The organism is Streptomyces sp. NPDC051243 (assembly GCF_044455405.1).
In the GTDB taxonomy this organism is placed as follows: Bacteria; Actinomycetota; Actinomycetes; order Streptomycetales; family Streptomycetaceae; genus Streptomyces.
In genome coordinates this window covers 132,700-147,180 of record NZ_JBITES010000018.1, presented here as the reverse complement: position 1 = coordinate 147,180, position 14,481 = coordinate 132,700, and the positions used below count along the sequence as shown (strand labels likewise).

The 14,481-nt window shown below is 72.4% G+C and carries 12 protein-coding genes and 2 pseudogenes; 10 read left to right on the top strand and 4 right to left on the bottom strand.

From position 1 onward, the window contains the following. Positions 1-4 precede the first annotated feature (4 nt). Together ACIBAG_RS37235 and ACIBAG_RS37230 are read left to right on the top strand one after the other, a co-directional pair. Positions 5-1,378: an aldehyde dehydrogenase family protein gene (locus ACIBAG_RS37235; RefSeq protein WP_399111486.1), complete on the top strand. Its 1,374-nt coding sequence runs from the start codon at positions 5-7 to the stop codon at positions 1,376-1,378. Beyond that, on the top strand, positions 1,375-2,175 hold the full coding sequence (locus tag ACIBAG_RS37230) for a 3-oxoacyl-ACP reductase (protein WP_399111485.1): 801 nt from the start codon (positions 1,375-1,377) through the stop codon (positions 2,173-2,175). The genes ACIBAG_RS37235 and ACIBAG_RS37230 overlap by 4 nt, the downstream gene beginning before the upstream one ends. Positions 2,176-2,279: 104 nt before the next feature. On the opposite strand, the gene ACIBAG_RS37225 is transcribed toward ACIBAG_RS37230, so the two are convergent. Continuing rightward, on the bottom strand, positions 2,280-3,482 hold the full coding sequence (locus tag ACIBAG_RS37225; protein ID WP_399111484.1) for an amino acid deaminase/aldolase: 1,203 nt from the start codon (positions 3,480-3,482) through the stop codon (positions 2,280-2,282). A gap of 1,328 nt (positions 3,483-4,810) precedes the next feature. Here ACIBAG_RS37225 and ACIBAG_RS37220 point away from each other — a divergent pair. Further along, a complete protein-coding gene (locus ACIBAG_RS37220; protein ID WP_399111482.1) occupies positions 4,811-5,830 on the top strand; it encodes a hypothetical protein in 1,020 nt (339 codons plus the stop codon). 44 nt (positions 5,831-5,874) lie between these two features. Beyond that, entirely contained in the window at positions 5,875-7,038 is a 1,164-nt protein-coding gene (mycP, locus tag ACIBAG_RS37215; RefSeq protein WP_399111612.1) for a type VII secretion-associated serine protease mycosin, read from the top strand. A gap of 415 nt (positions 7,039-7,453) precedes the next feature. Here mycP and ACIBAG_RS37210 read toward each other — a convergent pair. Together ACIBAG_RS37210 and ACIBAG_RS37205 are read right to left on the bottom strand one after the other, a co-directional pair. Continuing rightward, positions 7,454-8,020: pseudogene (locus ACIBAG_RS37210) on the bottom strand (HD domain-containing protein); the annotation flags it as partial. 89 nt (positions 8,021-8,109) lie between these two features. Next, positions 8,110-9,141: a serine hydrolase gene (locus tag ACIBAG_RS37205; protein ID WP_399111481.1), complete on the bottom strand. Its 1,032-nt coding sequence runs from the start codon at positions 9,139-9,141 to the stop codon at positions 8,110-8,112. Positions 9,142-9,290: 149 nt separating this feature from the next. On the opposite strand from ACIBAG_RS37205, the gene ACIBAG_RS37200 reads away from it, so the two are divergent. After that, the gene (locus ACIBAG_RS37200; RefSeq protein WP_399111479.1) at positions 9,291-10,022 is read left to right on the top strand and encodes an SseB family protein; all 732 of its coding nucleotides are present in this window, start codon (positions 9,291-9,293) and stop codon (positions 10,020-10,022) included. A gap of 4 nt (positions 10,023-10,026) precedes the next feature. On the opposite strand, the gene ACIBAG_RS37195 is transcribed toward ACIBAG_RS37200, so the two are convergent. After that, entirely contained in the window at positions 10,027-10,404 is a 378-nt protein-coding gene (locus ACIBAG_RS37195) for a DUF1844 domain-containing protein (protein WP_399111478.1), read from the bottom strand. Between the two features lie 338 nt (positions 10,405-10,742). On the opposite strand from ACIBAG_RS37195, the pseudogene infC reads away from it, so the two are divergent. The 5 genes and pseudogenes from infC to ACIBAG_RS37170 all read left to right on the top strand — a co-directional run bounded on the left by infC (position 10,743) and on the right by ACIBAG_RS37170 (position 14,351). Next, positions 10,743-11,412, top strand: a pseudogene (infC, locus tag ACIBAG_RS37190) (translation initiation factor IF-3). Positions 11,413-11,522: 110 nt separating this feature from the next. Continuing rightward, positions 11,523-11,717: a 50S ribosomal protein L35 gene (gene rpmI, locus ACIBAG_RS37185; RefSeq protein WP_004933563.1), complete on the top strand. Its 195-nt coding sequence runs from the start codon at positions 11,523-11,525 to the stop codon at positions 11,715-11,717. 100 nt (positions 11,718-11,817) lie between these two features. Beyond that, positions 11,818-12,201 (top strand): 50S ribosomal protein L20, encoded by a 384-nt coding sequence (rplT, locus tag ACIBAG_RS37180; protein ID WP_006141703.1) that lies wholly within the window; start codon positions 11,818-11,820, stop codon positions 12,199-12,201. 102 nt (positions 12,202-12,303) lie between these two features. Continuing rightward, complete coding sequence (locus ACIBAG_RS37175; protein WP_399111476.1) at positions 12,304-13,152, top strand: TrmH family RNA methyltransferase; 849 nt, start codon at positions 12,304-12,306, stop codon at positions 13,150-13,152. Between the two features lie 53 nt (positions 13,153-13,205). Beyond that, on the top strand, positions 13,206-14,351 hold the full coding sequence (locus tag ACIBAG_RS37170; protein ID WP_399111474.1) for an ATP-binding protein: 1,146 nt from the start codon (positions 13,206-13,208) through the stop codon (positions 14,349-14,351). Positions 14,352-14,481: the final 130 nt, after the last annotated feature.

Sequence of the window (14,481 nt, the reverse complement as noted above, 5' to 3'; positions counted from 1 at the left end):
CTCCTTGTCCGACCAGCTCCAGGTACTCAATCCGGCCACCGAAGAGGTCGTCGCCACCGTCCCGGCCGCCACCGCGGCCGACGTGGACGCCGCCGTCGTACGCGCTACGAAGGCGCAGTCCGGGTGGGCCGCCCTCGCGCCCGGCGAACGCGCCCGGCTGCTGCGCCGCTTCGCCGTCCAGGTGGACGAACACCTCGAAGAACTCGCCCGGTTGGAGGTCCGCGAGGCCGGTCACACCGTGGGCAACGCCCGCTGGGAGGCCGGCAACGTCCGCGACCTGCTGGACTACGCCGCCGGGGGAGTGGAGCGGCTGACCGGCCGCCAGATCCCGGTCCCCGGCGGCCTGGACGTCACGATCCTCGAACCGCTCGGAGTCGTCGGCGTCATCGCCCCCTGGAACTTCCCGATGCCGATCGCGGCCTGGGGCACGGCCCCCGCGCTCGCGGCCGGCAACGCCGTGCTCCTCAAGCCCGCCGAGACGACCCCGCTGACGGCTCTGCGGCTGGCGGAGCTGGCGCTGGAGTCGGGGCTGCCCGAGGGCCTGTTCCAGGTGCTGCCCGGCCACGGCCCCGTCGCGGGCAACGCCCTCGTCGAGCACCCGGGTGTCGCGAAGATCGTCTTCACCGGGTCGACGACCGTCGGCAGACAAGTACTGGCCAAGGGCTCGGCGCTCCTCAAGCGCGTCACCCTCGAACTCGGCGGCAAGAGTCCCAACATCGTCTTCGCCGACGCCGACCTCGAGGCCGCCGCGGCCGCCGCCCCCATGTCCTTCCTCGACAACTCCGGCCAGGACTGCTGCGCCCGCACCCGCATCCTCGTCCAGCGTTCCGCCTACGACCGCTTCCTGGAGCTGCTGAGCCCCGCGATCGAGGCGGTGACGGTCGGCGACCCCGCGGACGAGCAGACGCAGATGGGCCCGCTGATCTCCAGGGCACAGCTGGAACGGGTGCGTTCGTACGTCGACCCCGGCGCCGACGGCATCCGCGGCAAGGCCCCCGAGGGCCCCGGCTTCTGGTTCCCGCCGACCGTCCTGACCGGCGTCGACCCGCACGCGCGCGTGGCCGTCGAGGAGGTCTTCGGCCCCGTCGCCGTCGTCCTCCCCTTCGAGGACGAGGCGGAGGCCATCCAGCTGGCCAACGCCACCGACTACGGCCTCTCCGGCTCCATCTGGACCCGTGACGTCGGCCGCGCCCTGCGCGTCTCCCAGGCGGTCCGGGCCGGCAACCTGTCCGTCAACTCCCACTCCAGCGTCCGCTACTGGACCCCCTTCGGCGGCTTCAAGCAGTCCGGCATCGGCCGTGAGCTGGGCCCGGACGCCCTGACCGCCTTCACCGAAACCAAGAACGTCTTCATCAGCACGGAAGGCCCCGCACAGTGACCTCATCGACCTCAGCGACCGAGGAAAACATCTGCCGCCGACTGGTCGGCCGTACCGCCGTCATCACCGGCGCCGGCAGCGGCATCGGCCTCGCCGCCGCCCGCCGCCTCGCCTCCGAGGGCGCCCATGTCGTCTGCGGCGACGTCGACGAGCAGCGCGGCAAGGCGGCCGCCGAGGAGGTCGGCGGGATCTTCGTGAAGGTCGACGTCACGGACTCCGAGCAGGTCGAGGCGCTGTTCCGGACGGCGTTCGACACGTACGGCAGCGTCGACATCGCCTTCAACAACGCGGGTATCTCGCCGCCCGACGACGACTCCATCCTGGAGACCGGCCTGGAGGCCTGGAAGCGCGTCCAGGAGGTCAACCTCACCTCCGTCTACCTGTGCTGCAAGGCCGCAATCCCCTACATGCGGCAGCAGGGCAAGGGCTCCATCATCAACACGGCGTCCTTCGTGGCGAGGATGGGCGCCGCCACCTCCCAGATCTCCTACACGGCCTCCAAGGGCGGCGTGCTGGCCATGTCCCGCGAACTCGGCGTGCAGTTCGCCCGCGACGGCATCCGGGTCAACGCCCTGTGCCCGGGACCGGTCAACACCCCGCTGCTGCAGGAGCTGTTCGCCAAGGACCCGGAGCGCGCCGCGCGCCGCCTGGTGCACATCCCGGTCGGCCGTTTCGCCGAGGCGGAGGAGATCGCGGCCGCCGTCGCCTTCCTGGCCAGCGACGACTCCTCGTTCGTGAACGCCACCGACTTCCTGGTCGACGGCGGGATCTCCGGGGCGTACGTCACACCGCTCTAGGTCGTGTCCGCAAAGTCCCGTCGTCCGCCCGGAGGGCGGGGGGCAGGCGGGACTTTGCGGACACGGCCTAGGCCGCCCCAGGGGACGGAAGGGTGCGGGCCGGACTAGAGGTAAGTCCGGCCCTCGCCGCGATACGTCGGTACGACCGCCGTCACCGAGTCGCCCTCGACGAGGTGCAGCGCGTCGAACCGCTCGCACAGCTCACCGGCCTTGGCGTGCCGGAACCACACCTTGTCGCCGATCAGCAGATCGTCGGCCGGGGAGCCGAGCAGCGGCGTCTGCACCTCGCCGGGCCCCTCCTGCGGGTCGTAGCGCAACCCCTCAGGCAGATACGGCACCGGAAGCCGGTCGGGCCCGGCGGCGCCCGAGGCCGGATACCCGCCACCCAGGACGGTCACGACCCCGACCCCCGGCCGGCGCACGACGGGCTGGGCGAACAGCGCCGCCGGACGCCCGCTGAAGGACGTGTAGTTGTCGAACAGCCGCGGCACATACAGCCCCGACCCGGCCCCGATCTCGGTGACGCAGTCCTCGGCGGCGGTGTGCTGCACGCTGCCGGTCCCGCCGCCGTTGACGAACTCCAGCCCCGGCACCACGGCCCGTACCGCCCGCACCACCTCGGCCCGCCGCTCGGCGAGTTCCCGGCGCGCGGTCGCCTGCATCAGCCGTATCGCACGCGACCGCAGCGGCCGCCCCGCCACCGCGTCCCCGACGCCGGCGATGTGCCCCTCGTACGCCATGATCCCGACCACCTCGAAGCCGGGCCGCCGGGCGGCGGCCCGGGCCATGTCGGCGACCTGGGCGGGGGAGTGCAGCGGCGAGCGCCGGGCGCCGACCCGCACGCGCCCGCCGAACATCCTCAGCGAGGTGTCCAACTCCAGGCAGACCCGCACCACTTCGCGGCCCCCGTCCCGGGCGTCGTCGATGAACCGCAGCTGTGCCGGATCGTCGATCATCACGGTGACGGCGGAGGCGAGCTTGGGATCACTGGTCAGCTCGGCGAAACCGGCGCGGTCGGCGGACGGGTAGGCGAGCAGGACGTCGTCGAAGCCGGAGCGCGCCAGCCACAGGGACTCGGCGAGCGTGAAGGACATGATCCCCGCGAACCCGTCCTTCGCGAGCACCCGCTCCAGCAGGGCCCGGCAGCGTACGGACTTGCTGGCGACCCGGATCGGCTTCCCGCCCGCGCGGCGGACGAGATCGTCGGCGTTGGCGTCGAAGGCGTCCAGGTCCACGATCGCGAGAGGGGCGTCGAGATGGGCGGTGGCCCGGTCGTAACGGGCCCGGTCGGCGGCGCGCGCAGTCATGAACGCAGCCTGCCAGACCGGATTACCGCAGGGTAGGGGGACGTTCCGGGCAGATTTACGCAGGGTCGTGGACTGGTTCCCGTTCGCCGGGCATCAACCCGTAGAGTGACGCGCACGCATGAGTGGAACGCCCACGGCCGCTCGGTCGCGCCGGGATGACGCTCCGCCCGTGCGGGTATGCGTGCCTGGTCGGAGGAGTCCGCGCCGGGCAGGGCAGACGGAACACGGAACGACGGTCCGCGTACGAGATCGGGCCCGGACATCGAGGAAACGGGGGGTGCATGAGCACGGAAGCGCGCCGCGCCCCCGTCCCCCCGCGTCCCACGACACCTCCGCCGCCTGCCGTCCCGCCCCGCCCGACGACACCCCCGAGACCCACGGAACCGCCGACGCCCGGCCCCACGCGGGGCGAGCAGCCGACCGGCCCGGGCGCACGGCAGGCACAGGCGCCCGGCGAGGCTTCGCGAACGGCGGGACCGGTGACCGGCGGCGCGGGTGCCGTACCGGCGTCCCATGGTGAAGGTGCCGGCACGCCGGGATCCCCGGTGAGCCCGGCCGGCCCCACGTCCGGCACCTCCCGTGCATCCGATCCATCGAGTACGACCGGTATGTCAGGTACGTCACCCCGCATCCCCGACCTGAGCGGCCCCGCCACCGCGGACGCCGACCCCACCTCCCCGCCCCCGCCCCGGGCCTCGGCGCGCTTCCCGGACGCGCCGCCCACAGCGGGGCGTCCGGACCGCGGCGGATCGTTGCGCCAGGAGGCCGCCGGGCCGACGGCTCCCGGCGGCATACCGCCCCGCCCGGCCGAGCGGCCCGCGACACCGCGCCGTACGGGCGCCCCCGCCGAGACGGCGGCGGAGACCACGTTCCGGCTCCGGCCGATCCCCGGGGCCCCGTCACCCGAGTCCGGCAGCCGGCGGCCCTCCGCGCCCGGTTCCAGCGGCGTGCCTCCCCAGGCGGGCGGCTTGAGCGGTGTGCCTTCCCGACCGGGTGGCAGCGGGTCCGCGCCGGGCTCTGCCGGTGTCGCCGGTGTGCCGTCTCAGGCGGGTGCCTCCGGGGCCCAGGGCCCGGGCGGCGCGCCTTCGCGGCCCGGGAGCGGGCAGCCGCAGGGCGCCGCCGCCATGCCTCCGGCCTCGGCCACTGGTCCCGGCCCGGCACCCGCCGACCCCACGCGCCGTCCCGGTGCCACCCCGCCACCCCCGCGACCCGGTGTATCGGCCCCGCTCCCTCCCGAGCGGAAGCCTTCGACCGGGCACCCGTCAGCGGGCAACGGGTACGCGGCCTCCGCGCCGGCCCACGGCTCGGCGCACCCCACGAATGCCCACATGACCGGGCCATCCGCGCCCGCCTACCCCACGGCCACGGGGCACCCGGCGAACGGCCACGCAACGGCGCCCTCCGCGCCCGCCCACTCCACCGGACACCCGACGAACGGCCACGACCCCGCCTCCGCCGGCTTCGCCCCGGACCCCGCCCTCTCCTGGAGCGCGCCACTGACACCGGGCGCGTCCCCGGGCGCCGGGCGGCCCGTCGTGTCGTTCGGGGAGCCCGAGGGGTACGACGAGCGGGCGCGGCCGAGACCCCTCGGGGTGCGGATCCGGCCCCGGGTCGCCATGGCCGCCGCCTGCGTCGTGCTCGGGCTCGGTCTCATCGGCGGGGCCGTGACCGGAAGCTGGCTGGTCGGGGAGCCCGGCGACGGCGGTGCGCAGGACACCTACGCCGCGGCCGGGACCCTGTGGCACAGCGCGCCCGTCGACCAGTTGTTCCCGCGCACGGTGATCGGCAAGGGCGCCGGACCCGGCGGCGCCGACCGGACCTGGACGCGGATCGCCGTCGCCCCGGACGGCGGCTGCGCGAACGCCTTCGACCCGCTGCTGCGCAAGGCCCTCGCGCCCGTCGGCTGCGAGCGTCTCCTGCGTGCCACGTACATCGACGCCACCCAGAGCTACGTCACCACCGTCGGCCTGCTCTTCACCGAGGCCGACGCGGCCGCCATGCGCTCGCTCGAGACCCGGATCGCCAAGGAGGGCCTGGACCGCCGCACCGACCTCATGCCCCGCCCCTACGCGGCCAAGGGCACCCTGGCCGCCGGGTTCGGCGACGCGCAGCGCGCCTCCTGGACGGTGTCCGTCCTCACCGACGCCCCCGTCGTCGTCTACGCCGTCTCCGGCTGGGCCGACGACCGCACCGTCGACGAGCCCGAGCCCGCCGAGGAGGCCATGCGGTCGGGCACCACCACGTCCGTCGCCCAGGCCGGCCTCGGCCACGAGGCACAGGGCCTCGCCGACCGCGTCGAACGCGCCCTGCGCAAGAACGTCGGCCCGGCCACGGAGCAGTCGTCATGAACCCCGGCACGAGCAACGTGGCGACCACGCCCCGGAGGACCCTCATGAGCCGCCGTACCGCCCCGCTCGCCGTGCTCCTCGCCGCCGGCCTCGCCCTCCTGCCCCCCACCGCCGCGCACGCCGACTCGATACGCGCCCGCCAGTGGGCCCTGGACGCCATGCACACGCAGGAGGCCTGGCAGACCACCAAGGGCGCCGGCATCACCGTCGCCGTCCTCGACACCGGAGTCGAGGCCGACCACCCCGACTTGGCCGGCAACGTTCTCGAGGGCAAGGACATGGTCGGCTTCGGCGCCGAGCGCGGCGACCGTGCCTGGGCCCGGCACGGCACCGCGATGGCCGGCATCATCGCCGGTCACGGACACGGCGCCGGGGGCGGCGACGGCGTCATGGGCATCGCCCCCGAGGCCAAGATCCTCCCTGTCCGCGTCATCCTGGAGGACGGCGACTCCGCCCGCGCCAAGGCCCGCAGCACCCGCGGCAACGCCCTCGCCGAAGGCATCCGCTGGGCCGCCGACCACGGCGCCGACGTCATCAACCTCTCCCTCGGCGACGACTCCAAGTCCGCCCACCCCGAGGCCGGCGAGGACGAGGCCGTCCAGTACGCCCTGAAGAAGGGTGCCGTCGTCGTCGCCTCCGCCGGCAACGGCGGCGAGAAGGGCGACCATATCTCCTACCCGGCCGCCTACCCGGGCGTCATCGCCGCCACCGCCGTCGACCGCTACGGCACCCGCGCCTCCTTCTCCACCCGCCGCTGGTATGCCACGGTCAGCGCCCCCGGCGTCGATGTCGTCATCGCCGACCCCGACCACAAGTACTACGAGGGCTGGGGCACCAGCGCCGCGGCCGCCTTCGTCTCCGGAGCGGTGGCCCTGATCAAGGCCGCCCATCCGGGCCTGACCCCGGCCCAGATCAAGAAGCTTCTCGAGGACACCGCCCGCGACGCCCCCAGCGACGGCCGCGACGACTCCCGCGGCTACGGCTTCATCGACCCGGCCGCCGCCATCAAGAAGGCCGCGACCATCAAGCCGAAGAACCTCCAGGCCGCGGCCTACGGCGAGCGCTACTTCGGCTCGGGCCCCGAGGCCGCCAAGTCCGACGACGACGCGACGAGTTGGACCGCCGCGCTCGCGGGCGGAGCCGGCGTCCTGCTGTTGGTCGCGGCGGTCGTGGTACTGCGCGGCCCCCGCGGACGCTTCGACTTCTGAGACTTCTGAGACTTCTCAGCCTTCAGGCCGCCGACAGACCGCGCGTTCAACCTGCAGAACCGGTGTGTCCCGGCATGCCAGGCAGGAGCTGCGGGAGCGCGGACGGCCGGTCCGCCTCGATCAGACAGACCCAGAGCGACTCGGGCCCGTGGGCATGCCGCCCCTCCTCCCACTCGGCCGGCGACCGATGACTCAGAACCGGCCAGAGTCCGGTGTCCCCGTGCAGCGCCCGCAGCCGCCGCCACAGAGCGTCCCCGAGGTCGGCGTCCGGGCACCTGAGCCCGTAGATCTCCACATTTCCAGGGGAGACCGTGCACTCCACCTCAGGGTCGTCGATCCCCACTTCTGTGGCGACCTCGCGCAGGAACCGGATCACCGGGTGCTCCGCTCCGTCGACGAGACCCGTCCCAGGTGCCGGGAAGGAGGCCTGGAAGGCCAGTCGACGGTCGGCTCCGTCACCGATGCGCTCGAGCAACTCATCGACCGCCAGGCGCTCCTCCCAGCTCGGAAGGCCGGTTGCCGACACCAGCCGCGAGACGACGGCGTCCTCGAGATCCGGCACGCGCTTGTTCTTCCAGATCTTGTCCGCCGTGCTCACCAGCAGATCCTCGAGCGTCACCCCGGGATCCCGCCAGGCACCGTGCGTCCCGGCGAACCGGGCCAGCTCCGGCCCGAACCCGTGCGCCAACAGCAGTTCCCGCCCCGCCTCTTCGTGTGACGACCCGGACCCCGACAACTCGGCGACGTGCACCGTCTTGCCGATGTCATGCGTCGCCGCGCCGAACAGCACGGCCTCGCGGTCGATGTCCACGCCGGGATACCGCTCCCGCACCCAGTCGACCAGCTGAACCGCGACGTCGTGCACGGCACGCAGATGGGCGGCCAGCCGCGGCGGGGCGTCGAGGGCGCGAAGAAGGTCCGCCACCGGCGCCGGGAGCGGCCGCAGGGGCGGATCGACGGGGGCGGACAGGGCTCGGGACAGGAGGTCTGACGACGGCACCGCGTCAGGCTACTGACGTTCGAACCGAACGGCGACGGGAAATCGGGCGGTGGTCCAGGGCGCCCGACCGGCTACGACGCCGTCGTGGCGGACTCCGACGAGGCGGTGGCGGCGGCGGACGCCCCGACGCCCCCCTCCCCGGCGAACACCGACACCGCCGCCACCGCCACGGCCTCGACCAGGGAAATCCCCTTCTCCTGCGTCACGTTGCCCTGGGACAGCGCGGCCACCAGATAGTCGTGGCCGTCGACCGTCACCCGCCCGACGCTGTTGACGACCCACAGCCCGGTGGCCGTACGCGGCAGCCACCCGTTCTTCAGCGCCCACGCGCCGCCGTCGCCCGCCGCCGACACCCCCCACCGCTGACCCACGGCGATCTGCCCCATCAGCCCGCTCAGATACGCCCGCGAGGCCTCGCTCAGCTCGGACTCCGCACCCCCGAACACCTGTCGCAGCAGCCGGAGTTGATCTGCCGCCGTGGTCTGCGTCAGCCCCCACAGCATGCCGTCGCCGCCCTCGGTCTCCGTCAGCCCGAAGCGCTCGTTCGCGGCGTCGAGTCCCTCCGCCCGCCCGATCGCCCGCCACAGCTCCGACGCGGAGGCGTTGTCGCTGTGCTCGATCATCGCGGTCGCGTACGACTTCTCCGCCGCCGTCAGCTGCCGCCCCTCGTCCTGCGCCCGCAGCAGGAGCGCCGCGAGGATGTCGACCTTGACGATGCTCGCCGTGTCGAAGACGCCGTCGCCGTACCCGGCATCCTCACCGGACTCCGTGTCCAGCACCGCCACCGACATCTCGACCCCGTCCGGGACGTCCACCGACTCCATGGCCGTCGCCAGCAGCCCGTCGTGATCCACCGTCGGCCGCGCCACAGGCTCCACCGCTGCCTCCCCGCCCACCGATACCGCTGCCGAGGGCGAGACCGAGGCCGACGGCGACGCCGCCGACGATACGGCCCTCCCCCCGGAGTGCGCCTGCGCCTTCACGTACACGGTTCCCGCGGACGTACCGCCGAGGACGGTGACGGCGGCGAGGGCGCCGTACAGCAGGGAGCGGCGCTTTCCCGGACGAGCGCGGCGGCTTCGGCGGGCTCTGGAGGACTCCATGCCCGCGATCGTGGGGGCGGCGTCTGTGCGTGCCGTTAGACGGAGGTTAGATCTGTGTCAGAGAAACGGAGAGTGCGCGCAGGTGTGTCACGGCACGGTTTCCGGGGCCGCACAAGCGCAGCAGCATCCCCCCGATAGGGTCGGTGACCGTGGCGAACAAGAACATTCCCGACTCTCCCTTCTCCGACGACGACGGCTCCGCCGACCCCCGGCTGAGCGCCGCGCTCGCCGCCTGGGCCGAGGACCGCACCGCCGAGGGGCCCGTCCTGGCGGCGCTCAGGGACGCCCGGCTGCTCGTCCCCGTCGTGGCCGTGCTCGGCGAGGTCGAGGAGGACGAGAACGGGCTGCGCCGCGAGAAGACCAGCGACATGGCCGTACCGACCCTGAAGGCCGGTGATCGCACCGCCCTGCCCGCCTTCACGTCCACCGACTCCCTCGCCCGCTGGGACCCGGCGGCCCGCCCCGTCGCCGTACCGCTGCACCAGGCCCTGCAGGCCGCCGTGCACGAGAAGGCGGACACGATCGTGCTGGACATGGCAGGTCCGGTGCCCTACGAGCTGACCGGACGCGCGCTGCTCGCCCTCGCCGAGGGGCGTACGACCACGGATCCGCTGGCCGACCCGGCCGTGCGGGAGGCGGTGCGCGCCGCCGTGGCCGCCGAGCCCGCCGTGCTCCGCGCCCACCTCGGGCCCGGACAGGCCGACGGCACCCTCGCCCTCGTGCTGGACGCCTCCGCCGTTCCCGCCCGGGCCGCCCGCGCCGTCGCCGAGCGGCTCGCCGCCGACGAAACGCTGAGGGCCCGCCTGGTGCGCGGTCTCGACCTGGCACTGCTGCCGGCCGGGACGACGCCTCCGGGCGAGCCCCTGTACGTACGAGGGTGAGGAACTAGCCGTAGACCGGGCCCGTGTACTTCTCGCCCGGCCCCTGACCCGGCTCGTCCGGGACGATCGACGCCTCGCGGAACGCCAGCTGCAGCGACTTCAGACCGTCGCGCAGCGGGGCCGCGTGGAAGGAGCTGATCTCGGTCGTGCTCGCGTCCAGCAGCCCGGCGAGGGCGTGCACCAGCTTGCGGGCCTCGTCCAGGTCCTTGTACTTGTCGCCCTCCTCGGTGAGACCGAGCTTCACGGCGGCGGCGCTCATCAGGTTGACGGCGACCGTCACGATCACCTCGACCGCGGGGACCTCGGCGATGTCCCGGGTCATGGCGTCGAAGTCGGTCGGGCCGGAGGTCTCGGGGGTGTCCGAGGGGGAGGTGTCACTCATGCCTCACACGATAGGCCCCGGTGCACACCGGTTCGCGCCACCCCCGGGATGCTGCTAACCTTGTGTAACGACCGGCTGGACATGTATGTGCTCAGCCCACAAGTGGAGGCTCCGATCTCCCACCTGACCGTCCCCCGGGACGGCGGGTCACCCCGGTCAGGCGGCCACCATCGTTCCGTACGGACGATGGAGTCGCCCGAAATCGCGCCCCGCGATCATCGCGACGGTGCTCCGGAAGTGTTTGGAGCCCCGCCTGTGATCGTCCGGGGCATTTTTTGTGCTTCGGCGCGGTTAGGTCTTACGAACGAGAGACATACGCGGCTGTCCGCCAGACCGCCGTGTGGTGCTAACCGAGGAGGATCCATCAGCGCCGAGCCCCGCATCAACGACCGGATTCGCGTTCCCGAGGTGCGACTTGTCGGTCCCAGTGGCGAGCAGGTGGGCATCGTCCCGCTGGCCAAGGCACTGGAGCTTGCCCAGGAGTACGACCTCGACCTCGTCGAGGTAGCGGCGAACGCCCGTCCGCCCGTGTGCAAGCTCATGGACTACGGGAAGTTCAAGTACGAGTCGGCCATGAAGGCCCGTGAGGCGCGCAAGAACCAGGCGCACACGGTCATCAAGGAGATGAAGCTCCGGCCGAAGATCGACCCGCACGACTATGACACCAAGAAGGGTCACGTCGTCCGGTTCCTCAAGCAGGGCGACAAGGTCAAGATCACGATCATGTTCCGTGGTCGCGAGCAGTCCCGGCCCGAGCTGGGCTACCGGCTGCTGCAGAAGCTCGCGGAGGACGTTCAGGACCTCGGGTTCGTCGAGTCGAACCCGAAGCAGGACGGCCGAAACATGATCATGGTTCTCGGTCCGCACAAGAAGAAGACCGAGGCGATGGCCGAGGCCCGCCAGGCGCAGGAAGCCCGCAAGGCAGAAGCGAAGGCCAACCCCGGCAAGTCGCAGAACGCCGCGGACGCTGCCGTCGAGGCCCCTGCCGAGGCTTCCGCCGAGGCGTGATCCCGGGGGACCCAGGTCCCCAGGACGTAACCGATACAAGAGCGACGCTCCACCGTGCCCGGTTTCACGACCGGGCATCGGAGCGCCACCTACGAGGAGAGAACGGCGCTATGCCGAAGAACAAGTCGCACAGCGGTGCCAGCAAGCGCTTCAAGGTCACCGGCTCCGGCAAGGTGCTCCGTGAGCGCGCCGGCAAGCGCCACCTGCTCGAGCACAAGTCGTCCCGCGTGACGCGTCGCCTCACCGGCAACGCCGAGATGGCCCCGGGCGACGCCGCGAAGATCAAGAAGCTTCTCGGCAAGTGACGCACGCGGCGCTTTCCCTGAGCGCCGTACGTCTGGACCGGGACCCAATCGATTCCGGGCCGTGTGAGTCCAACCGCGGCCCCGCTACAAGGAGTAAAAAGTGGCACGCGTCAAGCGGGCAGTGAACGCCCACAAGAAGCGCCGGGCGATCCTCGAGCAGGCCTCCGGCTACCGCGGTCAGCGTTCGCGCCTGTACCGCAAGGCCAAGGAGCAGGTCACCCACTCGCTGGTCTACAACTACAACGACCGCAAGAAGCGCAAGGGTGACTTCCGCCAGCTGTGGATCCAGCGCATCAACGCCGCTGCCCGCGCCAACGGCATCACCTACAACCGCTTCATCCAGGGCCTGAAGGCCGCCAACGTCGAGGTCGACCGCAAGATCCTCGCCGAGCTGGCCGTCAACGACGCGAACGCGTTCGCCGCGCTCGTCGAGGTCGCCCAGAAGGCCCTGCCGTCGGACGTCAACGCTCCCAAGGCGGCGTGACGCTCCGCGGCCCCAGGCCGATGTGACTGAAGGGACCCGCAGGCCGAGGAGGCTTGCGGGTCCTGTTGTGTCCGAGAACCTCAGAACTCCAAGGTGAACCCGATGCCCCCCGCCAGCCCCGAGCTGATCTCCCCCCGTTCCCCCCGCGTCTCCGCCGCCCGGCGGCTCGCCAAGCGGAACTTCCGGGGCAAGGAGAGGCTGTTTCTCGCGGAGGGGCCGCAGGCCGTGCGGGAGGCGGCGGCGCACGGTTCCACGCTGGTGGAGCTGTTCACGACCGTCGAGGCCGCGGAGCGCTACGCCGACATCATCGGCGAGGCCCGTGCGGCGGGCGCCCGGGTGCACCTCGCCGACGAGCAGGTGATCGCCGACATCTCGACCACCGTGACCCCACAGGGGCTCGTCGGGATCTGCCGGTTCGTCGACACCCCCTTCGAGGAGATCCTCACCGCCCGCCCCAAGCTCGTCGCCGTCCTCGCGCACGTTCGGGACCCCGGGAACGCCGGGACCGTCCTGCGGTGCGCCGATGCCGCCGGAGCCGAGGCCGTCGTACTCACCGACGCTTCCGTGGACCTGTACAACCCCAAGGCCGTACGGGCCTCGGTGGGCTCCCTGTTCCACCTTCCCGTCGCCGTGGGCGTGCCCGTCGAGCGGGCCGTGGCCGGACTCCAGGACGCCGGGGTGCGGATCCTCGCCGCCGACGGTGCGGGCGACCGGGACCTCGACGACGAGCTCGACAAGGGGACCATGGGCGGGCCGACGGCCTGGGTGTTCGGGAACGAGGCGTGGGGTCTTCCGGAGGAGACCCGTGCGCTGGCCGACGCCGTCGTGCGCGTACCGATCCACGGGAAGGCCGAGAGCCTGAACCTCGCCACCGCCGCCGCCGTATGTCTCTACGCGTCGGCCCGTGCACAGCGCGGCACCGGAGGGTGCCGCACCGTCACCAAGGCCTAGTAGGGTGACCAGCTCGGGGGCCCCAAAGCCGTCGTGAGAGGTGGGGTACGGGGATGAGTGTCGGCACGAGCAGCGCACCGGGGGCACGGGGGGTGCGGCGCCCGTCCGCGTCGCGGCCCGGTGACGCCGGTGATCTCGCCGAGCTCGGAATCGATCCCGACGATCTGCCCGACGGCCTCGTCGTCGCCGACGAGCACGGGCACGTCATCTGCTTCAACGCCGCCGCCGAGCGCATCACCTCCGTTGCCGCCGCCGACGCCCTCGGGCAGCGGCTGGAGAAGGCACTGCCGTTAGAGGACCTCGACGGGCGGCGCTGGTGGCAGGTGACCGACCCGTACGGCGGGCTGGCCATCCGGCGCAGGCAGCCCGAGCGGAACCTCTTGCTTCCCGGCGGGCGCGAGGTGCTCGTCTCGGTGCGGTACGTCCGCAGCGAGCCGGCCGGGCCGGTGTGCCGTGTCGTCGTCTCGCTGCGCGACACCGAGGCCCGCCGCCGCACCGAGCGAAGTCACGCCGAGCTGATCGCCACCGTCGCGCACGAACTGCGTTCGCCGCTGACCTCCGTCAAGGGCTTCACCGCCACGCTCCTCGCCAAGTGGGAACGGTTCACCGACGACCAGAAGCGGCTCATGCTGGAGACCGTCGACGCCGACGCCGACCGGGTCACCCGGCTCATCGCCGAGCTGCTCGACATCTCGCGGATCGACAGCGGGCGGCTGGAGGTACGGCGCCAGCCCGTCGACATCGGCGCGGCCGTGGGACGGCACATCCAGGCGTACGTCGCCGCCGGTCAGCCCGCCGACCGCTTCCTGCTCCGTATCGAGCAGCCGCTGCCCGCCCTGTGGGCCGATCCCGACAAGATCGACCAGGTGCTCAGCAACCTCATCGAAAATGCCGTGCGGCACGGCGACGGAACGGTCACCATTGACATCACGGCCACGGCGTCCCCGCGCGAGGACGAGGACACCGGCACGTCGGTCACGGTGAGCGACGAGGGGCCCGGCATCCCGGAGGAGTCCATGAACCGCGTCTTCACCCGCTTCTGGCGGGGCAGCAAGCGCGGCGGCACGGGCCTCGGGCTCTACATCGTCAAGGGCATCGTCGAGGCCCACGGCGGCGCCATCGAGGTCGGCCGCGCCCCCGGCGGCGGCGCGCAGTTCCGATTTACGTTGCCCGTGGCGGCACCGGCCTTCATGGCCTGAGGCACCACGGGCGCATTCGCGTACCTCAACCCCGTTAGACTCGGCCATTGGCACCTTTGTGTCCCAAAGACCAAGACGGTGTGTCCCGAAAACCGTGACGCACGGTCCATGAGCCGGTGACGGGGACCAT